22 protein-coding genes are annotated in these 24,847 nt (G+C 46.4%); 18 read left to right on the forward strand and 4 right to left on the reverse strand.

Going from position 1 to position 24,847, the window contains the following annotated elements:
* Window positions 1–229 precede the first annotated feature (229 nt).
* Window positions 230–1,621 (reverse strand): argininosuccinate lyase, encoded by a 1,392-nt coding sequence (gene argH, locus WBV27_RS13405; protein ID WP_424202616.1) that lies wholly within the window; start codon window positions 1,619–1,621, stop codon window positions 230–232.
* Window positions 1,622–2,234: 613 nt separating this feature from the next.
* Between argH and WBV27_RS13410 the strand changes: the two genes are divergently transcribed.
* A complete protein-coding gene (locus tag WBV27_RS13410) occupies window positions 2,235–2,984 on the forward strand; it encodes a gamma-glutamyl-gamma-aminobutyrate hydrolase family protein (protein ID WP_106448989.1) in 750 nt (249 codons plus the stop codon).
* A 146-nt stretch (window positions 2,985–3,130) separates the two neighbouring features.
* Window positions 3,131–3,676: a CDP-alcohol phosphatidyltransferase family protein gene (locus tag WBV27_RS13415; RefSeq protein WP_424202617.1), complete on the forward strand. Its 546-nt coding sequence runs from the start codon at window positions 3,131–3,133 to the stop codon at window positions 3,674–3,676.
* A gap of 40 nt (window positions 3,677–3,716) precedes the next feature.
* Here WBV27_RS13415 and WBV27_RS13420 read toward each other — a convergent pair whose 3' ends face one another.
* Window positions 3,717–4,886 (reverse strand): pyridoxal phosphate-dependent aminotransferase, encoded by a 1,170-nt coding sequence (locus WBV27_RS13420; RefSeq protein ID WP_424202618.1) that lies wholly within the window; start codon window positions 4,884–4,886, stop codon window positions 3,717–3,719.
* A gap of 290 nt (window positions 4,887–5,176) precedes the next feature.
* On the opposite strand from WBV27_RS13420, the gene WBV27_RS13425 reads away from it, so the two are divergent.
* Together WBV27_RS13425 and ilvD are read left to right on the forward strand one after the other, a co-directional pair.
* A complete protein-coding gene (locus WBV27_RS13425; RefSeq protein WP_424202619.1) occupies window positions 5,177–5,821 on the forward strand; it encodes a hypothetical protein in 645 nt (214 codons plus the stop codon).
* Window positions 5,822–6,133: 312 nt separating this feature from the next.
* Window positions 6,134–7,831 (forward strand): dihydroxy-acid dehydratase, encoded by a 1,698-nt coding sequence (ilvD, locus tag WBV27_RS13430; RefSeq protein WP_424202620.1) that lies wholly within the window; start codon window positions 6,134–6,136, stop codon window positions 7,829–7,831.
* A gap of 82 nt (window positions 7,832–7,913) precedes the next feature.
* Here ilvD and WBV27_RS13435 read toward each other — a convergent pair whose 3' ends face one another.
* Window positions 7,914–9,335 carry an MFS transporter gene (locus tag WBV27_RS13435; protein WP_424202621.1) on the reverse strand — a complete coding sequence of 474 codons (1,422 nt, stop codon included), beginning with the start codon at window positions 9,333–9,335 and terminating at the stop codon, window positions 7,914–7,916.
* Between the two features lie 532 nt (window positions 9,336–9,867).
* Between WBV27_RS13435 and WBV27_RS13440 the strand changes: the two genes are divergently transcribed.
* The 14 genes from WBV27_RS13440 to WBV27_RS13505 all read left to right on the forward strand — a co-directional run bounded on the left by WBV27_RS13440 (window position 9,868) and on the right by WBV27_RS13505 (window position 24,247).
* Window positions 9,868–10,641 (forward strand): IclR family transcriptional regulator, encoded by a 774-nt coding sequence (locus WBV27_RS13440; protein WP_424202622.1) that lies wholly within the window; start codon window positions 9,868–9,870, stop codon window positions 10,639–10,641.
* A gap of 255 nt (window positions 10,642–10,896) precedes the next feature.
* Window positions 10,897–11,544: a bifunctional 2-keto-4-hydroxyglutarate aldolase/2-keto-3-deoxy-6-phosphogluconate aldolase gene (locus WBV27_RS13445; protein ID WP_119092366.1), complete on the forward strand. Its 648-nt coding sequence runs from the start codon at window positions 10,897–10,899 to the stop codon at window positions 11,542–11,544.
* Between the two features lie 43 nt (window positions 11,545–11,587).
* Window positions 11,588–13,003 (forward strand): glucuronate isomerase, encoded by a 1,416-nt coding sequence (gene uxaC, locus WBV27_RS13450; RefSeq protein ID WP_424202623.1) that lies wholly within the window; start codon window positions 11,588–11,590, stop codon window positions 13,001–13,003.
* 34 nt (window positions 13,004–13,037) lie between these two features.
* Window positions 13,038–14,087: a mannonate dehydratase gene (gene uxuA / locus WBV27_RS13455; RefSeq protein WP_424202624.1), complete on the forward strand. Its 1,050-nt coding sequence runs from the start codon at window positions 13,038–13,040 to the stop codon at window positions 14,085–14,087.
* A gap of 30 nt (window positions 14,088–14,117) precedes the next feature.
* Window positions 14,118–14,963 (forward strand): SDR family oxidoreductase, encoded by an 846-nt coding sequence (locus WBV27_RS13460; RefSeq protein WP_407433877.1) that lies wholly within the window; start codon window positions 14,118–14,120, stop codon window positions 14,961–14,963.
* Window positions 14,964–15,060: 97 nt separating this feature from the next.
* On the forward strand, window positions 15,061–15,909 hold the full coding sequence (locus tag WBV27_RS13465) for an HAD family hydrolase (protein ID WP_424202625.1): 849 nt from the start codon (window positions 15,061–15,063) through the stop codon (window positions 15,907–15,909).
* A 54-nt stretch (window positions 15,910–15,963) separates the two neighbouring features.
* The gene (locus WBV27_RS13470) at window positions 15,964–17,706 is read left to right on the forward strand and encodes a glycoside hydrolase family 3 protein (RefSeq protein ID WP_424202626.1); all 1,743 of its coding nucleotides are present in this window, start codon (window positions 15,964–15,966) and stop codon (window positions 17,704–17,706) included.
* 384 nt (window positions 17,707–18,090) lie between these two features.
* Complete coding sequence (locus tag WBV27_RS13475) at window positions 18,091–18,954, forward strand: AraC family transcriptional regulator (RefSeq protein ID WP_424202627.1); 864 nt, start codon at window positions 18,091–18,093, stop codon at window positions 18,952–18,954.
* Between the two features lie 5 nt (window positions 18,955–18,959).
* Window positions 18,960–20,135, forward strand: a complete 1,176-nt coding sequence (locus WBV27_RS13480; protein ID WP_424202628.1) for a Gfo/Idh/MocA family protein — start codon at window positions 18,960–18,962, stop codon at window positions 20,133–20,135.
* Between the two features lie 19 nt (window positions 20,136–20,154).
* On the forward strand, window positions 20,155–21,174 hold the full coding sequence (locus tag WBV27_RS13485; protein ID WP_424202629.1) for a Gfo/Idh/MocA family protein: 1,020 nt from the start codon (window positions 20,155–20,157) through the stop codon (window positions 21,172–21,174).
* The gene (locus WBV27_RS13490) at window positions 21,161–22,024 is read left to right on the forward strand and encodes a sugar phosphate isomerase/epimerase family protein (RefSeq protein WP_424202630.1); all 864 of its coding nucleotides are present in this window, start codon (window positions 21,161–21,163) and stop codon (window positions 22,022–22,024) included. Before WBV27_RS13485 ends, WBV27_RS13490 begins: the two co-directional genes overlap by 14 nt.
* Before the next feature lie 79 nt (window positions 22,025–22,103).
* Window positions 22,104–23,186 carry a Gfo/Idh/MocA family protein gene (locus WBV27_RS13495; protein ID WP_424202631.1) on the forward strand — a complete coding sequence of 361 codons (1,083 nt, stop codon included), beginning with the start codon at window positions 22,104–22,106 and terminating at the stop codon, window positions 23,184–23,186.
* 153 nt (window positions 23,187–23,339) lie between these two features.
* On the forward strand, window positions 23,340–24,044 hold the full coding sequence (locus tag WBV27_RS13500) for an NAD(P)H-dependent oxidoreductase (protein ID WP_424202632.1): 705 nt from the start codon (window positions 23,340–23,342) through the stop codon (window positions 24,042–24,044).
* Between the two features lie 20 nt (window positions 24,045–24,064).
* On the forward strand, window positions 24,065–24,247 hold the full coding sequence (locus WBV27_RS13505; protein WP_086626874.1) for a hypothetical protein: 183 nt from the start codon (window positions 24,065–24,067) through the stop codon (window positions 24,245–24,247).
* 60 nt (window positions 24,248–24,307) lie between these two features.
* Here WBV27_RS13505 and WBV27_RS13510 read toward each other — a convergent pair whose 3' ends face one another.
* On the reverse strand, window positions 24,308–24,847 hold the full coding sequence (locus WBV27_RS13510) for a GNAT family N-acetyltransferase (protein ID WP_424202633.1): 540 nt from the start codon (window positions 24,845–24,847) through the stop codon (window positions 24,308–24,310).

A 24,847-nucleotide genomic window follows, 5' to 3' on the forward strand; every position in this document is an offset into this window, starting at 1 on the left:
TTCTTATATTATAGGAATGTATAAAATTTTCTGTACTCAAAAGTGCATCACCGTAGGTGTCTACAGGATTGCAAAATGGTTCATGCATCCAATAATGATGGCTAGCTTCACGGGTTAGCCCTTCGGAAATTAGATAAATCGTACCTATTGCGCTCTGCGATGCTCAGTCGGCACGATTTCCTAAATTTCTTTCAGGGCTGAACGAACCCGTTCCGCTTTTATTTTTTGATCAGGAGATGATCTGGTAGTCTTCTAATTTTGTTTTGACTGCCTCAATGTGCTCTTTCACTCGTTCCGGTGCCGGTCCGCCGGCCACATTTCTGCGGATGACGCATTCCTTCAGATCAACCTTCTTGTAGATGGTTTCATCAAAAGCATCCGAGTGTTTTTTGTACATCTCCAACGGGAAGTTTTCCAGCGTCAGGTTCTGTTCTTCGCACTCTTTCAGGATGTTTCCGGTGATCTTGTAAGCGTCACGGAAAGGGATGCCTTTTTCGACAAGGAAGTCGGCACAGTCAGTGGCATTCAGATAGCCTTTTTGCGAAGCCGTTAGCATGGCTTCTTCCATCACGTCCATATCGTTCAACATTGCAGGCAGGATTTCCAGACAGAATGTCACTGTGTCGATCGCTTCGAACAGCAATTCTTTTTCTTCCTGCATGTCTTTGTTGTATGCGAGCGGTAAACCTTTCATTAAAGTCAATACGCCCATCAAGTCGCCGAAGACACGGCCGGATTTGCCGCGCAGCAATTCCGCGATGTCCGGATTTTTCTTCTGCGGCATGATGCTTGAGCCGGAAGAGAATGTATCCCGGATTTTCACAAAACCGAATTCCTGTGATGACCAGATGATGACTTCTTCAGCCAGACGGGAAATGTGGACCATGATGATCGACATATCCGCCAGCATTTCCAAGGAATGGTCGCGATCGGATACGCCATCCAAACTGTTCCGGGAAAAATCCTTGAAGCCGAGTGCTTCAGCAGTGAAGGCGCGGTCCAATGGCAAGGTAGTTGTCGCAAGCGCGGCACTGCCCAGCGGCATATAATGCAGTACCCGTTCTTTGGCATCATCCAGACGGGATTTGTCCCTTAGGAACATCTCCGTGTAAGCCATCAGGTGATGGGCAAATGTGATGGGTTGTGCACGTTGCAGATGGGTATAACCAGGCATGATCGTTTCCAGATGCTGTTCGGCTTTTTCACTCAATGCGAGGGCAACGTTGGCAGTAAGACTGGACAGATGCTCCAACGCTGAAACAGAATACAACTTCAAAGCAGTCGCTACTTGGTCGTTGCGGCTTCTGCCTGTGTGGACCTTTTTGCCGATAGCGCCAAGACGTCGCGTCAGTTCCGCTTCCAAGAAGCTGTGGATATCTTCTTCCGAGAAATCGATGGTCAGATCGCCATCCTGCAGTTCATCATTCATTTTGCCCAGTTCATTGACGAGGGCATCCGCTTCTTCGCGGGGAATGATTTCGGTTTTGCCCAACATTTTTGCGTGAGCGATGCTTCCTGCGATATCCGCATAGACCAGACGAGCATCCGCATCGATGGATGAATTGAATTCAAATGCCTTTTCATTCATGGAACCGTGATAATTATTTGACCAAATTGCCATAATTTCCTCCTCGGCAGGGTGTTTGTCTTGATGTGGATGACCACACCGCAATCCCTGGCTCTTTTCGATAGTATTTTAATACGCTTCAGTATTGCTGCTTTTTTCTTTTGCTTCTGTCAATTGTACAATTGTTTCGAACGCGAGTTCAATCCCTTTTTGCAATTGCGCATAATCTGTCCATTTTTAATGCTACTCTTTCCCCGAAAAATATGCGAGTGCAAGTATTCTCATTTTTTTTTAATTTTATTTTCTATATTGAATCCTAGAGCAAAAGCATCCAAAAAGCAAGGGAAATCAAGGATATTCATGAAAAATGGAGAATTAAAATGAGATGCTGCAATGAAAAACGCCACAACTGGTCATTGACAGAGGGATGACAGCACGTTACAATAGCATTAATTTATTTTTAAATGTGAATTTGGTGAAAAAATTTATCGAATAGCAATAATAGGGGCGGAGGAATGAGAATGATGGACGGCTATATGGACATGCATATGTGTTGCGGAAAAGTTAAGCATGTACGTCATGCGCTCATTTGAACAGCCTTTTTGGGAAGTGTCTGCAGATCATGACCGCACTTCATTAGAGAATAATGTGACGGGAGGAATAATGGATGAAACCGATTATAGGAATTGGAGGCAACCATCTGAGTGCTGAACTCGGCAATCAGATGGAAAAAACATACACACCACAAGGCTTTATCGATGGTGTACAAGTAGCAGGAGGGATTCCGCTCGTGATCCCCATCAGCGATCCAATGGATGCAGAGCATTACATCAACGCTGTGGACGGATTGATTTTGGCAGGTGGGCAGGACGTATCCCCGATTCTTTATGATGAGGAGCCGACGCACCGGTTGGGTGTCACGCATCCGGCCAGGGACGCTTTCGAGATCGCTTTGGCCAGAGAAGCGTACAATCAATGCAAACCGATTTTTGCAGTATGCCGCGGGATGCAGCTGATCAACGTCGCTTTTGGCGGAAGTCTGCATCAGGATATCAGCCAGCTGGAAGAGTATGATGTCCAACATGACCAAAAAACGAACATCCAGTATGCTTCCCATTCGATTTCGATTGCCCCGAATAATTTCTTGCGTTCCTTTTTAGGGGAGAAGCATCTCGTCAACTCTTTCCATCATCAGGGCGTCAAGGAATTGGCGGAGCCTTTTGAGGCCATCGCTTGGAGCTCGGACGGGTTGATTGAAGCCTTCCAAGCAAAAGAAAGAAGCCAAAATATCTTTGCGGTGCAGTGGCATCCGGAGTTTATGCTGGCCTCCTCCCAGAAAATGCAATATTTCTTTGATGAAATCGTCTTCCTGGCGGGAACAGGCATCCATTATCAAGACAACGTGATGCATTATTGAGAATCGTTCAGAAACCTGCTGCCATCCGGTTGTGGGGTTTCTGAACTTTTTTTGCGCGTTCAGCTCTGCTTAAAATAGCTAAAGAACGCGCTATAGATTAAAATATAGGTAAGAAGAACGCCAATGGTAGCTGGGAGGCTTAACTTATGAAACGTGTACCGAACATCCTGACGCTGATACGCCTGTTTTTGATCCCTTTTTATTTGATGGTCTTCTATTCGGACGCAGCGCACCCGGTCCGTTGGGCGATGATCATTTTTCTGGTCGCCAGCCTTACCGACATCATCGATGGCTATATCGCCAGGAAATATGATGCCATCACGAAATTCGGGCAGGTGGCTGACCCTTTTGCGGACAAAGTGATGCAGATTTCGGTTCTGTACACCTTGATGGACATCGGGTATATCGAAAACTGGTTTTTCCTGATCGTATTGATAAAAGATGGCCTGCAAATATTCCTGGGCGTGGCTTTACTGAATGTCGAGCCGAAAATCATCGTGCCGGCGAATGTATTCGGGAAGGCCACGACCGTCCTGATTTTTGCCACGATCCTCCTGTCCTTGTTCCGTCTAACGGGACTGGTCTATCTGCAGCTGTTCGTCGGGGGATTGGCTGTCATCACCTTCTCGCAGTATGCCTACCATGTCTGGCAAGCATGGAAAAAAAACAAATCCGCCAAAATCGATATTTAGCAATCAAAAAAAACGACGAGTCGCCTCGTCGTTTTTTTTTCTATAAATTTGGATAAGCCTTTATGATATAGGCTTTGATGCGGTCAACGGCTTCCTGCAGGACCTCTTCGGATTCGGCGAACGGAATCCTCAAGTAGCCTTCGCCCATTTTCCCGAAAGCGGAGCCTGGCGTGAGCGCTACGTGGGTTTCGGTCAAGATTTCCATCGCAAAATCATAGGAAGACTTGCCGAATGCCTTGATGTTCGGGAAGGCATAAAAGGCACCTTCCGTATTCAGACAATGGAAGCCCGGGATCTGGTTCAAGCCATCGACGATGATGTGGCGGCGACGGTCATATTGTTCCAGGAAATAACGGACATCATCCTGCGGTCCGGTGATCGCAGCGATTGCGGCTTCCTGGATGAAGGGGGGAACGCAGAATCCGATGCCTTCCCGGAACTCGGCCATGCGATCGATGGCATCCTTATTGCCGACGACATAGCCGATCCGCCAACCCGTCATCGCATAGGTTTTGGATAAGCTGTTCACCACGAAATGATTTTCTTTTGCTCTGGGTATCTGGAACAGGCTGAAATGTTTCTTTCCATCATAAATGAGGCTTTCATAGACTTCATCCGACAGAATCGCGATCTGATGGCGATCGGCCAATGCCACGATGGCTTCCATATCGCTTTGATCAAGGATCGACCCCATCGGATTATTCGGCGTATTCAGAATGATCAAACGCGTTTTGTCGGTCAGTACTTGCTCAATGTCGGATGCCTGCATCTTGAATGAATTTGCCTCGTAGACGGGCACCGGCACGACTGTGGCTCCCAACAGCATGATCTGGCCGAGGTAATTCGGATAGCTCGGGTCGGCGATGATCACCTCATCGCCTGGATTCAGGATCGCCATCATCACGTGCAGAATGGCTTCCGTTCCGCCGAAAGTCGCCATGACTTCACTCGGATCGAAGGGGATACCGGTCTGGTCCGTATATTTTTTCGCAACGGCTTGCTGAAAAGAGAGCTCGCCGACATTGGGGCCGTAGTGCGTATGATTGGCGGCGATGGCATCCTGCCCGGCTTTTTTGATGTATTCGGGCGTCTCGAAATTCGGTTCGCCCATCGTCAGCATCAGCGTGTCATCAAATTGGGCGGCCAGCTTCGCCATCTTTCGGATGCTGGATGCCGGATAGTTTTTGGATAGTTCAGACCAATGGTACATGTATGTTTGCTCCTTATAATCAACTTTTCTTCTATAATGTTCTTCTATTTTATCAGATATTCTTCGACTATCCTAGTGTCGGGAGCGGAGGAGACGAATGGAACCCAAAGGAAGATAAAGATAATTTTCTGAAAAGATGCATTCAGCCGGACTGTTTTTGGTATAATGAAAGGATGGATACAAAAACAGAACGACTTTTCTTTTTCTGCAACGGGATGGCCTATCTTATCGTTAATTTTATTAATATGGGTGGAAGTCAGGTTTTGTAATAACAATTTAGGAGCACAAGGATGTCAGACCAGAAGATTTATTTATTATTGACGGATACAGGGTCGATGTTGACTCGGATCATCAAACTGTTTACGAGAAAAAAATACAACCATGTATCCTTGGCATTTGATGCAGAACTGGCGGATACCTTCAGTTTCGGCCGAAAGAAAGCCAATAACCCTTTTATAGGAGGGTTCATACACGAAGATGTGACATCTGATTTCTACAGCCAGGCAAAATGCGCGGTGTATTCGTTGACTGTGTCAGAGGAACAGGCAGCAGTGATGAGAGGCTATGTATCGTCATTCGAAAAGGACAAAGAAAAGTACCATTACAATCTGCTGGGGCTATTGCCCGCCCTGTTTAATAAGGTATGGGACAGGGAAAATTATTTTTTTTGTTCACATTTTGTTTCGACTGTATTAGTGGAGGGGGACGTGCTGCAAGCCAATAAGCCAGTGGCCCTGATGAGGCCGGCAGACGTTTTGGAAGCACTGCCGTTTGTGCCTTTGTATGAAGGGGTTCTTTGTCATTTCAATGAGCTGTCGATGAGTGCGGTCGAGCAAGGTTTGGCATTTGAAGCTGAAATGATGATCGAATCCATTGATTCGGATGGTGCTGACCTCCGCTTTCCGGACAACTTCTCGCCTGTCCCTGTCCTTTAGGAGGCACGATGGATTGAGTCAGTTGAATGGATTATGAAAGAAAAATAAAAGCATTGACTTATTTCTAATTTAGATTTAATATTTAAAGAAAGATAATGAAAGGAGTTGCAGTATGATGAGAAGAATGAACGCAAACCGTACAACAGATCGCCATGCTGTAAACACTTTATTAGTCATTATTATGCCCTAGGATTCAAACTATTCAATTAGTTGAGTCCTATTCTTAGTGAATCAGGGCTCGACGCAAGCTGGAGCCCTATATTACATGAGGGCTTCTTTTTTATAAATATACGAAAAAAAGGGGAGACAGCAATGCGTAGTGATAAAATCAAAAAGGGAATAGATAAAGCGCCACATCGTTCCTTGTTGCGAGCGACCGGACAAATCAGGGAAGAAGGGGACATGGACAAACCGTTCATAGCTGTCTGCAATTCCTATACAGATATCGTGCCTGGTCACGTGCATTTGAGAGAATTAGGCGATATCGCCAAAGAAGCGATCCGTGAAGCTGGCGGGATTCCTTTTGAATTCAACACGATTGGTGTCGACGACGGGATCGCGATGGGACACATCGGGATGCGCTACTCATTGCCATCACGCGAAATCATTGCCGATGCCGCTGAAACGGTCATCAACGCACATTGGTTCGACGGTGTTTTCTACATCCCGAACTGCGATAAGATTACTCCGGGTATGCTTTTGGCGGCTGTCCGCACCAATGTTCCGGCGATTTTCTGCTCAGGCGGCCCGATGAAGGCTGGACTTTCCGCTACCGGACAGGCTTTGACATTGTCATCCATGTTTGAAGCGGTCGGTACTTTCAAAGAAGGCAACATGACACAGGAAGAATTCTTCGATATGGAAGCCAACGCTTGCCCAACATGCGGTTCTTGTGCGGGGATGTTCACCGCCAACTCGATGAACTGTTTGATGGAAGTATTGGGATTGGCATTGCCATACAACGGTACTGCTTTGGCAGTCAGTGACGAGAGAAGAGAACTGATCCGCGAAGCGGCTTTCAAATTGATGGACTTAGTCAAAAAAGACATCAAACCGCTTGACATCATCACTGCTGAAGCAATCGATGATGCCTTCGCCTTGGATATGGCGATGGGTGGATCAACGAATACAGTGCTACATACATTGGCTTTGGCGAAAGAAGCCGGAATCGACTATGACATGAACCGCATCAACGAGATCGCGGAAACAACCCCGTACCTATCAAAAATAGCACCATCATCTGTTTACTCCATGCATGATGTGCATGAGGCGGGCGGTGTGCCGGCGATCATGAATGAATTGATCAAACACGGCAACCTGCATCCGGACCGTATCACTGTAACCAGCAAAACGATCCGCGAAAATGTTGCGGACCATGAAATCAAGAACGAAGAAGTCATCCATAAATACGAGAATGCCTATTCTCCGGTCGGTGGCTTGTCCATCCTGAACGGCAATATCGCTCCTTTCGGCGGCGTCATCAAAGTAGGCGGGGTGGATGCCGACATCAAAAAATTCGTCGGAAAAGCAATCTGCTTCAGCAGCCATGATGAAGCGGTGGAGGCGATCGATAACCGCACAGTTAAAAAAGGGCATGTTGTCGTCATCCGTTATGAGGGCCCTAAAGGTGGACCTGGAATGCCGGAAATGCTGGCGCCAACGTCTTCCATCGTGGGACGCGGCTTAGGCCGCGATGTTGCGCTGATCACGGATGGCCGTTTCTCCGGTGCCACACGCGGTATCGCGATCGGCCACATCTCTCCGGAAGCAGCTTCAGGCGGACCGATCGGCTTGATCGAAGACGGCGATGAGATCGTCATCGATCTAGAGCACCGCACAATCAACGTAAGCGTTGCTGATGAAGTGTTGGAAGAAAGAAAGAAAAAACAGACACGTTTCATGCCTAAAGTGAAGACAGGTTGGTTGGCACGTTACGCTGCTTTGGTTACCTCAGCCAATACAGGTGGCGTTCTGAAGACACCGGAAGAACTTTTTGCAGAATTCGAATAATACAAAAAATCCACGTCGGAGTTACCGGCGTGGATTTTTTTTGCTGTTCTGGAATTCAGTCCATTCGTTTGCTGCGGAGGGATTATTCTTCGTCGCGGCCTAGGGCAACTTGCATCTCTCGAACGGTTTTTCTGTCCAAGTTGAAGATGAACTTGAAGCAGATGAAGATGAGGATATAGCCGATCAATGGGAATAGGGCAGCCATATCCCGGATGGCCAATGAGTTTTCGGCTGTCCAGGTCACAGCGTCCTTAACATCCAGTGTTGGTATCAAGATAGCGATGGCTGCAGGTATGAATGATTGACCGAAACCCTGTGCGACTTTACGTAACATAGAGTAAGTAGCGTAAACGGAGCCTTCATTGCGGGTGCCGGTCTTCCACTCTTGATAATCGATAGCGTCAGCAACCATACCCCAAGTGTAGATCGTCAAGCCGAAAGCGAAACTGTTTGCGATGATCTGCATCGTGATCCAAAGAATCGGATTTGTGATTTCGACCAAGTAAAGAAAAGCGTAGACTGCGATGGAGCCGATCAATGGCCAAGTCGACAATTCTTTTTTGCCCAGTTTGCCGACCAAGGCACCACCGAGGGCAGTACCAACAAATAATGGGATGATTTGAGTCAGGATGGAGTAAGAACTCAAGGTTCCGTCCCCGAAGTACATCTGGTAAGTCAATTGATGCAATTGGTTCCCACCCATGATGAACAGGATTTGTGCGATGGAGGCGAGAGCGATACCCAGAATTGCGCGGTTGCGGAAGAAGTCTCTTAATGTCTTGAAGTAATTGAATTTTACTTCTTCCCCCTCAGTCTCAACATGTTGAATGCGTTCTTCCGTATTCAGATAGAGAAGCGCAAAGGCAATGATGGAAACGACTCCCAAAATGACGGCAATCGGGAACATTCTTTCGCCGCGGAAAATACTGGCTGTTTGCCCGTTTTTTGTGACTTGCTCGTAAGCGAACAACGGAATCAGGATTCCCAGCGGAACACCGGCGATGATGTATCCCCAAGAACGTGCGTTGGATAAAGCGGCGCGTTGTGAAGGTTTGGAAGTCATAACGGAGCTTAGGGCGCCGTAAGGTACGTTAACGACTGTATAGGTGACATCCCATAAGATATAACCGCCGATACACAAGCCAAGTTTAGCAGGATAGGTCCAGTCAGCTGCATCGATGAACATGACAGTTGCTGCCAAAGCCAAGAAAGGAGCGCCGCGGAGAATCCATTGTTTGAATTTTTCACCTTTTTTATTTGCGCCCATGCGGTCGACGATCGCGCCGATGATCGGATCGTTGATGCCATCAAGGATTTTCGTGATCAGGATGACGATGGAATAGTGGGCCAAAGAAATCCCGATGTACTGGGTGTAGAAAATGAACATGTAGCTGGAAATCAACGTGAAACTCATATTGCAACCGAAGTCGCCCATGAAATATCCAAGTAGGTCACGGAATCCAAATGGACGCTTTGCTGCGCCGGTTACTTGATTTTGAGCCATTTTTAAAACTTCCTCCCATAAAAGATTATTTTTGACAAGAAGGGCGAAAATAATAACGGGAATTGTGTATCATAATATGAAACTGCCGTTCTTAATCTGATATGAGTATAGTTAGAAAACGCATTCAAGTCAAAGGTGAGCGGTGGAAATAATCCAAAATACAGCCGGGCCGGTCAAATTTCTGACATAATCCTACAGCACCGATACCCGCTTTAGGCCAGTCTTTCGGAAGAAATGTTTCGAAAAAATGACGCTCAAACTTCCTATCATCGGCATTTGCTTCCATAAGAAGACGCAGAAGCTGTGCATCGCGAATGTGTGGATCTGTGTATGCGTTTAAATTATTTTTTGAAATTACAAGCGGGGGCCTTATCATGCTTCATTTTATTTGCTATAATATCACAATATGAAACGGTTTCCCGTTTAATGAATCCAAACGCTGATTTTTGATTAGCTAAGTATGGAAAATGGAATGATATACAAAGATTTTATAAGGTTTGAGACTATATTCGAAAAAAGGATGATCAGAAAAATGGTACAAAAAGAAGAATCAAACACAAGCACAAAAGTTCAATCGATAGATCGGGCCTTATCGATCCTGGAGACCTTGGCGGACTATCCTAGTCTCAGCCTGATGGAGTTGAGCGAAAAAGTCCATCTGCATAAAGCAACGACCCATCGCTTGGTGAACTCTCTGATGGAAAACGGCTATATCGACCGCAATCCAGACACCAAGCAATATCGCATTTCCTTGAAGATGTTCCATCTCGGGAACAAACGTGTCCACAACATCGACTTCTTGAATGTGGCCAAAAGCATGATCCGCCAGTTATCGGATGACACGAAACAGACCGTGCATCTGGTTGTGGAAGACAATGATGAAGTGCTCTACATCGATAAGTATGGTGAGTCCCGCGGCGTGCGGATGCAATCAAAGATCGGTACGAAAGCGCCGCTTTATTGCACTGCGGTCGGGAAAGCGCTCTTGAGTACCCGTCAAAACGCTGCCGTCCGTGAATATTGGGACAGTATCGTTCCGGAACAGAAGACCGGACGCACGATCACCACTTACGAAGAACTCGTCAACGAACTGGATGAAATCAGAAGGAATGGTTACGCCCTCGACGATGAGGAGTTTGAAGAGGGCATCGTCTGCATCGCTGCAGCGTTCTCGAGCGCAAGGGAAGTTGCCGCAGGTGCGATCAGCATCTCCTTGCCGTTGTCGGACATGGTCGATAAAGACTTCTATACAGGCAAAGTTTTGGAGTATTCCACAAAAATATCACATTTTCTGGGTCACTTTTGATCCTTTCCAATCTGAGGCCGATACAGATGTAACTCCCTACGAACCGCATGATACATGCGGTTGTGGGGAGTTTTTTTGTATATCCTTTTGTTTTTCTGGGGCCATTCAGGGGTGCGCCACAAATTTTTCACAATTGGCCACTCATTTTTTTATTTCTGATAGAATTTCGTTGACATAAAAGATGGTAAATTCTATAATGAACTCGAGTTATGATACTGAGTTCCACAATGCGAAACCATGAATGGAGGATGACAAATGAGCGTCAAGAGAGATACCCTGGCTCAATTACAAGAGAATTACCTGTTTGCAGTAGTGCGCGGAGCTTCCGAAGAGGCAGGTTATGAGATTTCCAAAGCAGCATATCAAGGAGGCATCAAGAACATCGAGGTGACATTTTCGACACCGGGTGCTGAAAATGTTATGCGTAAACTGTCTGATGAATTCGCAGGCACGGATATGGTTGTAGGTGCAGGTACGGTATTGGATGAAGTCGCTGCGAGAATTTCGATCATGAACGGAGCGAAATTTATCGTAAGCCCTTCCTTTAATGAGAAGATTTCAAGAATGTGCAACCTATACACTGTTCCATACTTGCCTGGATGCGGTTCTGTTACAGAAATTCAAATGGCTCTGGAAACTGGCTGCGAAGTAGTGAAGCTTTTCCCGGGTGGTTTGTTGGGTCCTGGATTCATCAAAGACGTTCATGGCCCTATTCCTTGGGTTGACGTGATGCCATCAGGTGGCGTAAGCATTGAGAACATGGACAAATGGATCGCAAACGGAGCTTGGTCAGTCGGTGTCGGCAGTGCCTTGACACGAAACCTTAAAGAAGGCGGCTACTCCAGTGTAGCGGCTGCTGCTAAAGAATTTGCCGATCGGTTGGCAGAAATCAAAGCGCAATAATCAATGATATTTCAAAATAAAGCTCGGAAGGGGATTTCTTCACATGTCATTTATTCATGACGACTTTATGTTACAGTCCGAAACGGCCAAAAAACTTTACCACGAATATGCGGAAAACATGCCCATCTTCGATTACCACTGCCATTTGGTCCCACAACAGATTGCTGAAGACTATGAGTTCGAAAACATTACGGAATTATGGTTGGGCGGAGATCATTACAAATGGCGCGCGATGCGTGCGATGGGAATTCCGGAAGAAAAAATCACCGGCAATGCTTCTCCTGAAGAAAAATTTGAAGCTTGGGCCTACACTGCTGAAAATGCAGTAGGGAATCCCTTGTTCCACTGGACAGCCTTGGAATTGAAAAAGTACTTCCATATAGAAGAAACGCTTACCAGTGCCAACTGGAAGGAAATCTATGCGGAATGCAACCGCGTGTTGAAAGAAGAAAAACTGACAGCGCGTAAATTGATCCAAAATTCCAACGTCACCTTCATTTGCACGACAGACAACCCAACGGATACGTTGGAATGGCACAAAGCGATCGCCGAAGACGAGACATTTGATGTAGCAGTCGTTCCTGGTTTCCGTCCGGATGAAGCTTTCGCTATCCAAGACGCAGCCAAGTTTGCTGGGTTTATCGGAAAAATGCAAGAGGCGACCGGCAAAGAAATGGCGACATTCGCTGAGCTGCTGGAAGGAATGGAAGAGCGGATCCAATATTTTGCGGATCATGGTTCGAACGTTTCCGACCACGGTTTATCCCAAATCTACTATGCAGAAGCTACGGATGAAGAGATTGAAGCCATCTACGCCAAAGCGATTGCTGGTGACAGCATTTCTGAAGCGGAATACGCAAAATACCAAACACGCTTGTTGGTGGAACTGGGCAAAATCTATGCAGCCAAAGACTTCGTGATGCAATTGCACTTCGGCGCCATCCGCAACAACAATAAACGCATGTTTGCTAAATTAGGCGCGGATGCGGGCTTCGATTCCATCCAGGATCAACCGAACGTATCCTATGCTTTGAACAATCTCCTTGGTGCAATGGACCTGACGAATGAATTGCCTAAATTCATCGCTTATAACCTTGACCCTACTTATTTCGACTTGGTGGGAACGGCAATCACGAACTTCCAAGTGAACGATAAAGGCATCAAGAGCAAAGTTCAGATGGGTTCCGGTTGGTGGTTCAACGACACCAAGTACGGCATGCTGAAACAATTGAAATCCTTATCCGAAGCAGGCTTGTTGATGAATTTTGTCGGCATGCTGACAGATTCAAGAAGCTTCATTTCCTATACGCGTCATGAGTATTTCCGCCGCATCCTGTGTGATTTCATCGGCGATCTCGTGGAACGTGGAGAAATCCCGAATGATGCCAAGTTACTGGAAAAGCTGATCACGAACATCAGCTATAACAACGCTGTAGCATACTTTGATTTTAAAAAATAAAAAAATATAAAAATAGAAGAGGAAGTGCATTGCAATGGAAATGTCATTCAGATGGTACGGTCATGAGGACCCTGTTACACTGAAAAATATTCGTCAAATCCCTGGTATGAAAGGAATCGTTACTGCAGTTTACGATATCCCGGTTGGTCAATCTTGGCCTTTGGAAAGAATCGAAAAATTGAAAGCGGACGTTGAAGCTGAAGGTATGTACATCTCAGTCATTGAATCTGTTCCGGTTCACGAATCCATCAAATTGGGTCGTCCAGACCGTGATCAATACATCAGTGCCTACAAAGAAACTTTGCGTAACTTGGGTAAAGCAGGAATTCCGGTTGTATGTTACAACTTTATGCCAATCTTTGACTGGACTCGTTCCAACTTGGCATACGAATTACCGGATGGTTCAAATGCATTAATCTTCGATGAAGAAGAAGTAAACAAAATGGACCCACGTACGCTTTCTCTTCCAGGTTGGGACGAAAGCTACAATGCTGAAGAAATGAACGCTTTAATGGATGAATATAAAGAAGTTGACGAAGAAAAACTATGGGAAAACCTGGAATACTTCATCAAAGCGATCATGCCTACAGCTGAGGCAGCCGGCGTGAAGATGGCTATCCACCCTGATGATCCTCCATACAGCATCTTCGGATTGCCTCGTATCATCACTGGCGGAGAAGCATTGAACCGCTTCATCAAATTGTACGACAGCGAATATAACGGCGTTACACTATGCGTAGGCTCATTCGCTTCAGATCCTAAAAACGATGCAGTGGCTATCTTGAAAGATATGCTTGCTAAAAAACGTGTGAACTTCGTGCATGCACGTAACGTGAAATTAGTCGGTGGACGTTCATTTGAAGAGTCTGCTCACTTGTCTGAAATGGGATCCATCGACATGTATGAAGTAGTAAAAGCATGTGTTGAAGGCGGCTTTGAAGGTGCAATCCGTCCAGACCATGGCCGTATGATTTGGGGAGAAACCGGTAAACCAGGTTATGGTTTGTATGACCGTGCATTAGGTGCAACTTACCTGAATGGTTTGGAAGAAGCAGTTAAGAAAAACTTGAAAGCTCAACAATAACAATAACAATAAGAAAGAAGGAAAATCACCATGACAAGCCCATTCGTTCATGATTTTACCGATAAAGTAGTAGTAGTAACTGGTGCAGGCGGCGTTTTATGCTCTTATTTCGCGAAAGAATTCGCCAGAGCAGGCGCTAAAGTAGCCCTTTTGGACTTAAACTTGGATAACGCACAAGGCTATGCCGATGAAATCGTAGCTGAAGGCGGCATCGCTAAAGCATTCAAAGCCAACGTATTGGAATTGCCAAGTCTGCAAGCAGCTAAAGAAGCTGTCGTGGCAGAATTAGGCGAAGTGGATATCTTGGTCAACGGTGCAGGCGGCAACAACCCGCGCGCAACGACAGACAACGAATATCATGAAACTGATCTGCCTGAAGGAACAAAAACGTTCTTCGACTTGGAACAAAGCGGCATCGAATTTGTCTTCAACTTGAACTTCTTGGGTACAGTATTGCCTACACAAGTTTTTGCTAAAGACATGGTTGGCCGTCCAGGCGCTAACATCATCAACATCTCAAGCATGAACGGTTTCACACCATTGACCAAAATCGTTGCTTACTCAGGCGCAAAAGCTGCTATCTCCAACTTGACGGAATGGTTGGCTGTCCACTTTGCTCACGTAGGCATCCGTGTCAATGCGATCGCTCCCGGTTTCTTGGTTTCAAAACAAAACCAAGCTTTGTTGTTCAATGAAGATGGCACACCGACTCCTCGTACAGGCAAGATCCTGAACGGCACACCAATGGGCCGTTTCGGCGAACCGCATGAATTGATCGGCGGCTTGCTGTTCTTGGCTGACGAGAAAGCTGCAAGCTTTGTGAACGGCGTCGTATTGCCGATCGATGGCGGCTTCAACGCGTATTCAGGCGTATAAGTTTAGGTAATTGAATAGGGCAGATAGAACGAAATGTGTTGCACAGTTCTTCTCTATCTGCCCTTTTTTTTTGATATCAAGTTAGGAGAGAAAAAATATGTCTACACACCCAACTCAATTTACGAAACAAAAAAAATTCTTAGTATGCGTCGATTCCGACGGCTGCGCAATGGATACGATGAACGTGAAACATGAACGTTTCTTCGGACCGTTGGCAGCTGACGAGTACGGCATCAAAGATCGCGAAACTTTCTTGGCTGACTGGAACCGCATCAACCTGTTCTCAAGCACACGCGGCATCAACCGCTTCAAAGCATTGGTCTTGACATTGATCGAAGCGCAGGAAAAAGGCGAAGACATCGGCGATATTACGGCACTGACCGATTGGGCAAACAATGCCCCATCATTATCGAATGCTTCCCTTGAAGCGGAAATCGCAAAAGCGTCTTCTGCTGATTTGGAAAAAGCTTTGGTATGGAGCAAGAAAGTCAACGAAGGCATCGAAACCGAATTGGCGGGCGAAGATAAGCCTTTCCCTGGCGTTCTCGAAGGGCTGACAAAAATCCATGGCCTGACGGATGTCGCAATCGTAAGCTCAGCCAACAGCGAAGCTTTGAACAGCGAATGGAACAGACACAATCTGATGCCGCAAGTTGACGTAGTCTACGGACAGGAAGTCGGCAGCAAAGCGGACGCAATCGCTGATTTGTTGACGAAAGGTTATGCAGCGGACGAAATTTTGATGGTCGGTGATGCACCTGGCGATGAACAAGCGGCAGCGGTAAATGGCGTATTCTATTACCCGATCCTCTTCGGAAAAGAAGAATTCTCTTGGGAACGCCTAAGCAATGAAGCGATCGAGAAATTCCTGAACAAAGAGTATGCAGGAGAATACCAAGCAAAAGTGCTTGGGGAATTCCATGCCTTATTGGCACAATTCGATTAATCTACATTCCAAGATTTGCAAGTTAGAAACATTACGTTAGCAGGAGGAAAAAAAGTGCCAAAATTAGTTGATTTGAAAGCAAAACCGTACAATCTGAACGATAAACAGGTCGCTTGGGTAAACGAAACGATCGCTGGTATGACGGATGAGGAAAAAGTAGGACAATTGTTCACGAACCTTTTCTTCTTCGGTAACGATGCCTTCTCGGGGAACGACTTCACAAACCAAGAAATCATCGAAAAATTCCACATCGGTGGCGCCCGCTATCACGGCAATTCAAAAGAAGATATCCAAGATTTATTGAACGACTTGCAATCCATGTCCAAAATTCCTCTATTGGTAGCTGCCAACTGCGATGCAGGCGGAAACGGCGCATGCGGTGAAGGAACATACATCGCTTCAGGTGCACAGTGTGAAGCTGCAGGCGACCCTCAAGTTTCTTATCATGCTGGCTTGGTTTCTGCCCGTGAAGAAAAAGCTTTGGGCGTAAACGTCAACTTCGACCCATGTGTGGATATCCTTTACAACTGGAGAAACACAATCGTCAACACGCGTGCTTACGGTACGGATGCAGAAACAGTAATCAAATATACGAATGCATATTTGGATGGCTTGACTGCTGAAAACGGCGAAAACATGGAAGATGGCGTTATCCAATGCATCAAGCATTTCCCAGGAGACGGAACGGAAGAACGCGACCAGCATTTGGTGTTGGGAATCAATGAATTGAGCCCTGAAGAATGGCGCGCTTCCTTCGGTAAAGTTTACCAAAACCACATCGATCGTGGTGTTGAAATGATCATGGCAGGCCATATTGCGGTACCTGCTTTGCAAAAAGAATTGAATCCTTCCTTGGAAGACAAAGACATCATGCCGGCTACTCTAGCTGAAGAATTGATCCAAGATGAATTGAAGGGCGAACTGAACTTCAACGGACTTGTCATCACTGATGCAACGCACATGCTGGGCATGACATCGGCTATGCGCCGTGAAGATTACGTTCCAAAAGCAATCGCTGCTGGTTGCGATATGTTCCTGTTCTTCAATAACATCGAAGAGGATTTCGGCTTCATGTTGAAAGGCTACCAAAACGGCGTCATCACGGAAGAACGTTTGACTGATGCTTTGCGTCGTATCTTGGGCTTGAAAGCTAAATTGCACTTGCCTGAAAAACAAGCAAACGGCACATTGTTGCGCACACGCGAAGACTTGAACGTCATCGGCTGTGAAGAACATCTGCAATGGAGAGCGGACGCTGCTGATAAAGGGATTTCTTTGATCAAAGATACCCAAAACAACTTGCCGATCAACCCTGTTGATCACAAACGCATCCGTTTGTACATTTTGGAAGGCGAAAAAGGCGGAATCAATGATGCCGGTTCAGCAACGCAACAACTGTTCATTGATGAATTGACAAGCCGCGGGTATGAAGTAACGGTCAACGAACGCGGCTCCCGCGTAAAAGGCGCTACTTTGAAATACCGTGATGAAGTGGACTTCGCTTTGGAAGTTTCTGACATCGTCGGCTACGGCGCTCAAAACAACTACCGCATCCAATGGAGCACCGCCATGGCAAACGAAGTTCCTTGGTTTGTCTGGGAAGTTCCGCATGCCTTCGTATCATTGAACTTCACGACACATCTGCATGATGCGACAATGGTCAAAACATTCATCAACGCGTACCACAACAACAAAGAAACAATCAAACAAGTCATCGACAAACTGGAAGGCAAATCCGAATTCAAAGGCGGCCACAACGACCTAGTTTGGACCGACAAATGGCAAGCCAAATTATAAAAGGATACGATGAATCCCGGGTAGAAACCGAGCACTAAGAGGACAACCACAAAGCGGACGTTTTTTGTCCGTGTGTGGTTGTCAGCTTAGGCACAGGTTTCTGGGATTCAGAGTTCAACTAAAACAGAGTGGTATCTGCGAATCAGAACCGTTCTACAGGATACGATGCATCGCGGTTAGAAGGCATCCAACTAATGTACCATTTTGTTCACAAATCACCCAAAACACTGTTATACCAAGTAAAGTCGAGAAGTATTTTTCTCGACTTTGTTTTTTTGAACAACAAAAAGCACTCTCGGTCAATTAATTGAAAAATGTAAGCATTTCAGGACATTGAATTGTAAACGCTGTTATTTTATACTTTGAAGTGTCAAAGAGAGGGAGGTGACACGTATCATTGAAAAGTTGTTGATCGGATATCACGTCAAAGGACAAGCATATGCCCTTGATTTCCATACACATCCGCAATATGAAATATTCCTTTTCCACGGCGGAAATTGTCGATTCCTGGTCGGTAATAAAATCTATTATCTTCAGCCTGGCGACTTGCTGATGATGGATGGGATGACGGTTCACCGTGCCTACGTAATTGGAGACAAGGATGCCTATGAACGCAGCATCGTCCATTTCGATGCCGACTGGATTACCCCTTTACTGAATGACCTGAACATTGACTATTTGTTGCGGTTCTTTACTGAAAATCGCAATGGCCTCATTCGGACTTTCCGAAAGAAGGATGAACTCCTGCTGGAAAATGCTATCCGGGAAATGAATCATTTGCAGCAGTTGGACCAATCCTATGCAAATGAAGCGAAACGCAAACTGGCTTTAGTCCAGTTGCTTCTGATGATAGATTCTTCAACGGATAAAATCGTAGAAAAAGGACAGGCTTATGTCGATGAAAAGACACAGATAGCGGAAAAGGTTTCGGAATACATTTTCAAGCATTACCGTGACTCGTTCAATATCGATGATATCGCCTCTGCCCTTAATTTGAGCAAATCCTATTTGTCGCATGCTTTCAAAGAAATCACAGGAAACACGATCATGGCTTATGCGATGGGATACCGGTTATCACAGGCGTGCACGGCACTATTGATGGAACCAACCAAATCTATAAAAATGATTTCTGGCGAATGCGGTTTTGAAAGCGATGCCCATTTCAGCAGATATTTTAAACAGAACATCGGCAGTACACCCAGCAATTACAGAAAGAACAATAGAATCAACATACAAAAAGGAGAATGATGAAAATGACAGAAAAAGTGAAATTAGGAATTATTGGTTATGGTGCAGAAGGCGGCATGTACGCAGGGTTCTTCAAAAACAACGATGAGCGCTTGAACGACAACATCGAGTTGGCAGCAATCTGCGACAACGATCCGGCTAAAAAAGCGAAAATCGCCGAAGATTTTCCGGGACTGCCTTTCTTCGATAATTACTTGGATCTTTTGGAATCCGGTATTGTAAACGCAATCGTAACGACTGTTCCTCACTATGACCACTGCGTGATGGGGATCGCTGCACTTGAACGCGGCATCCACTTATTGGGCGAAAAGCCGGCAGGTGTTTATACGAAAGATGTGGAACGATTGATCGAAACATCGAAGAAACACCCAGAAACGACTTTTGCGATCTTCTTCAACCAACGCACAAACCCGCTCTACCGCAGAGTAAAACAATTGATGGATGAAAAAGCAATCGGCGACTTGCAGCGTGCCACTTGGATCATCACAACTTGGTGGAGACCGCAAGGCTACTACAACCAAAGCGCATGGCGTGCGACTTGGGGCGGAGAAGGCGGCGGCGTGCTGGTGAACCAAGCTCCTCACCAATTGGATCTGTTGCAATGGATCTGCGGAAAACCTGAAAAAGTATACGCGAAACTGCAATATGGAGCTGGACGCAACATTGTAGTGGAAAATGAAGTGAACGCACTCTTGGACTTTGGAAACGGTGCTACCGGTTCATTCATCACTTGCACAAACGACATTGTCGGGACGGACCGCTTCGAAATCTTTGGGACGAAAGGCAAAATCATCGTTGAAGATTCGAAAAAACTGATTGTGAAACAATTGACTGCTCCTGAAGCTGAACTATCCGAAAACATGGATATGCAGGATGTTATGAGACTCTTTATGGGACAGATCAATATGGAAGATTACGTTAAGGTCACAGAAGAAGAGTTCGTTACACCGCACGGTCTGCAGCACATTTCTGTGTTGAATAATTTTGCCGATCATATCGTAAACGGCGAGCCTTTATTGGCAAACGGCGAAGAAGGCATCAATGGTGTTACTTTGGCGAATGCAATGCACTTATCCTCTTGGTTGGATAAAGAAGTGGACTACAATGTGGACGGCGATCTGTACTTGGCAGAGCTGAACAAACGCATCGCTGAAGAAGGAAAATTCGAAACAAGAAAATAAGAAAGTGACGTGATCAGAGATGTTAAGAGCGGCAATAATTGGATTAGGAGATGTATCACCTGTCCACAAATATGCTATCGACGCCAGCGACAACGGTGAATTGGTTGCAGTCTGCGACGTAAATGAAGCCTTGAAGACCAAATATCCTGATGTGCCTTTTTACACAGACGTAGAAACGATGTTGGAAAAAGAGGATTTGGATGTTGTACATATCTGCTTGCCGCACTATCTGCATTATCCGATCACGAAACTCTGTGTTGAAAAAGGCGTGCACGTTTTTCAGGAAAAACCCTTAGCCTTGGATTATGAGGAAGGCTTGAAGACGCTCGCCTTGGCAGAGGAAAGCAGCAAGAAAATCGGCGTGTGTTTCCAAAATCGTTACAATGAAACTTTTTTGGAACTGAAAAGATTGCTCGCGGACGAGAATGTCGGGGCTGTGAAGGCGGTAAAAGGATTGGTGGCATGGCATCGGCCTGAAACCTATTACACCACCAAACCATGGCGCGGTCAGATGGAATTTGCCGGTGGTGGATCCATCATCAACCAAGCCATCCATACGCTTGATCTGATGCAGGTTTTGGGCGGGGAAATAGACCGCTGCAAGGCCAGTCTATCGAACATCACAGACTATGACATCGAAGTCGAGGACACTGCCGTCGCGAATTTCACATTCAAGAACGGCGCGCGCGGATTTTACATGTCGACCAATGCCTACGTCGAGAATTCCAGCGTAGAATTGCAGGTCATCACCGAAAAGGAAAAATTCACGATCAAGGATAACTGCTTGTATCGTTCGAACAGTTCTGGTGAAAAAGAACTGCACCTGCAGGACACACCGATGCAAGGGACGAAATTTTATTACGGCCCGAGCCATTCTGCCCTGATCCAGCGTTTCTACAACGCAATCGAAGCGGATACGGATGATTATGTGACGGTCCAGGATGCCTTGCCAGCCATGCTGATGATTGATGCAATGAAATTATCATCAAAAGAAAAGCGTACAATCGAAATGGAGGAAATCATAAATGTCGAAAGTTAAGATAGGTGTACAAGCGTCAACGGTCAAAAAGAGTTTTGAAGAAGTAGGGCCTTATGAAACGTTGAAGAAACTGCACGAAATCGGCTACAACTCGATCGAAATCTCGCAGGTGGCGACAACGCCCGAGAATATCTCCCAAATCCAAAAAGCGACGGCCGACTTTGGGATGGAAATCGCATCGATGAGCGCGTCATTGAAACCTCAAGTAAAAGACGGTGAATCTTTGACGACACACTATGATAAAATCGTAGCGGATTGCAAAGCCGTGGGAACGGATCTGTTGCGCATCGGCATGTTGCCGATCGACGCTATGGCCAGTCTGGATAAAGTGCTGGAATTCTGCCATGACGTCAATGAAGTGACGCAAAAACTGAAAGAAGACGGCATCACCTTGTATTATCATAACCACCACATCGAATTCCGCAAATACGACGGTAAATTCCTGTTGGACATCATCCGTGAAAAGGCGCCATTGTTGGGCTTTGAGCTGGATGTCCACTGGGTGCAACGCGGTGGCGCAAACCCACTGGAAGTCATCAAAGACTACAAAGGCAAAGTGGAATTGATCCACTTGAAAGACTACCGTATCGCTGAAATCCCACAAGATGGCTTCGATGCTTTATACAGTGGGGATGTTGCCAAATTTATGGACTATTTCACAAACACAATTCAGTTCGCTGAATTGGGAACAGGCAGCCTGCCTTTGAAAGAAATCATTGAGGAAAGCATCTCATCAGGCGCTCGCTACCTATTAGTGGAGCAGGATGATACGTATGGAGTGGATCCGTTCGAAAGCTTGAAGATTTCTCGCAATCACTTACTGGAATTGGGTTACGGAAACCTGTTCTGATGAATCGGATGAAGAAGTTCGGAGAATATTCTCTTCGGACTTCTTCCTATTATATTTAATAATGATGGAGGTCATACGAGTGGGAAATAAAGATGGAATGAATTATGCCCCGAAAGGGAAAATAAACAGGGTAGTGGAACCGGGAGCGTTCAACGTAGGCGTTACGGCACTGGACCACGGACACATCAATGGCATGACGAACGGATTGATCGAAGCCGGAGCGACAATCAAATATGTCTACGATCCGGATGCTGATAAAGTAGCAAATTATCTGGAATCATTCCCGGATGTTGCCGTTGCAGAGTCTTTGGAACAGATTTTGGAAGATCCGGAAATTCATTTGGTTGCTGCTGCTGCTGTGCCTAACTTACGCAGTGCGTTGGGAAATCGGGTCATGCGGGCAGGGAAAGACTACTTCACGGATAAAACAGGATTTACTACATCGGAACAATTAGAAGAGACGAAAAAAGTGGTAGCTGAAACGGGTAAAAAATATTTGGTCTATTTCAGCGAAAGGCTGCATGTGGAAGGCGCCGTATTTGCCGGCCAATTGATAGAAGAGGGCAGGATCGGCCGCGTCATTCAAGTGACCGGATTCGGACCGCATCGCCTGGATAAAGAGAAACGTCCGGATTGGTTCTTCAAGAAAGAACAATACGGCGGCATTTTGGCCGACATCGGCAGCCACCAGATCGAACAGTTCCTCTACTATACGGGAAATACCGACGCCAAAGTGCTGCATAGCAAAGTCGGAAACTACAACAATCCGGCTACGCCTGAGTTGGAGGACTACGGTGATGCCACGCTGGTCGGAGACAATGGCGCAACCTTCATCTTCAAAGTAGATTGGTTCACGCCGGACGGACTCGGAACGTGGGGCGATGGCCGTACGTTCATCACCGGAACGGAAGGAACAATCGAAATTCGCAAATACATCAACGTTGCGACGGAACAGACCGGCGATCACCTCTTCCTGGTGACGAAGGATGGCGAGGAGCACTACTCCTTGACAGGCGAAGTCGGGTTCCCGTTCTTCGGCGAAATGATTTTGGACTGCGTCAACCGCACTGAAAATGCGATGACGCAGGAACATATCTTCAAGGCGCAGGAATTATGCCTGAAAGCGCAGGAACAAGCGCTGAACATTACTGCAAACTTATAAGAAAAGCTGTCCCTTTCTTTGCTTCCGGATCATCCGGGTGGCGGAGGAAGGGGTTTTTTGTTGGTTTCGCGATGAGTGAGCGTGCAACTTGAACTCTGGCCGGCAGCTTGTTATGATTCGAATGAAGAACTATTGAGAGAATGAGGTGAAAGGATGCAAACATTGATTATAGTCAGCCACCCGACGCTGGCTGATTCCAACGCGCAAAGGTTTCTGTGGGAAAGTCTTCCGGCTGAAGGGGTGACTTGGCACCATCTCGAATCGGTTTATCCGGATGGACAGATCAATCAGGAAGCCGAACAACAGCAATTGCTCCAGTATGACCGCATCATCTTCCAATTCCCGTTCTATTGGTACAGCTCTCCGGGTTTGTTGAAGCAATGGCAGGATGTCGTCCTGACTGAAGGTTTCGCCTACGGAGTTGACGGTAGCAGGCTGTCGGAGAAAGAATTCGGCCTCGTTCTGGCCCTCGGTGTGAACGAATGCGAATACCAAGCAGGGGGCAGGGAAGGCTTCACAATTTCGGAACTGACCCGGCCTTACCAAGCGATGGCGACAAAATGCGGCATGGTGTACTTGCCGACGCTTGTCGTTTCAAAATTCGATTATCTGAGCGACACCAAGAAGAAAGAATTGCTGATCGCCTATCAGCAATACCTGACCAAAGACAATGACGCCAGCCTCAAGTCTTCAGAAAATTGGTTCAAACTCCAACTGCAGTCGCTCGGGAAAGCGGGACTTTCCGAAGCGGATCAACAGCTGGTGGAGCATCTGCTCGCCGTATTGGAGGACAACCGCGAGCAATTGGATGATCTGGCGTGGACGTTGGCACAGATGGAAGGCAATCAGCTTGGATAAGGATAAAGCGAGGGATAACAATGGAAACTGAAAATTGGGCGCAGAAACAACTGGACCATTTAGTGGAAACGAGCAAGGATTACCGACAAAAAGCGCTTTTTCAGGAAACGAAGAAGCTTTTCCAGGATCAGTACCAACGGATGGAACAGATGGAAGGCGAACTGGACGGGCGGATGTGGAGCCCGAAAGAGTGGTCGAATTAGAAAATGCAAAAAAATAGAGGGCAGCTGAGCATTTGCTTGGCTGTCCTCTATTTAGGTTGTTTATTGTTCCGGTGTGAGCGGATATTGGTAGACGTAGTCGTCCATCACGAAGCCGCCTCCGATGGGGGAGACGATGGATTCCGTTCGCACAAAACCGTATTTTTCGTAGAATGCGATCGAACCTTCGTTGTATTTGTTGACGGTAAGCTCAAGGACTTTTTTCTGTTCCTTGCTAGCCAAATCGACCATTTTTTGCATGATTTGATAGGCATAGCCTTGTCCGCGGGCTTCCTGCAACAGATAAAGCTTGCTGATGAACAGTTTGTCGTCCTGCAATTGGATAGCCAGATACCCGGCGGGCTGACCCTCGCTTTTGATGAGGAAATAATCCAATTTGCCTGTTTCGATATCGGCTTCCAGATTCGCTCTGGATTGGATATTCTCCAACATATAAGCAACTTGGTCCGGACCGAGGATCGGCAGATAATACTCATGCCAGATGATGTCGGCCAAACGGGAAAGTTCATTGATCTGCTCCATGCTTTCGACCGGCTCCAACCGGAGTGCGGCTTCGCGCGAAAATAGTTGCGGGGTTGTCAT

The sequence above is a fragment of the Trichococcus sp. genome (assembly GCF_049589555.1).
Classification (GTDB): domain Bacteria; phylum Bacillota; class Bacilli; order Lactobacillales; family Aerococcaceae; genus Trichococcus.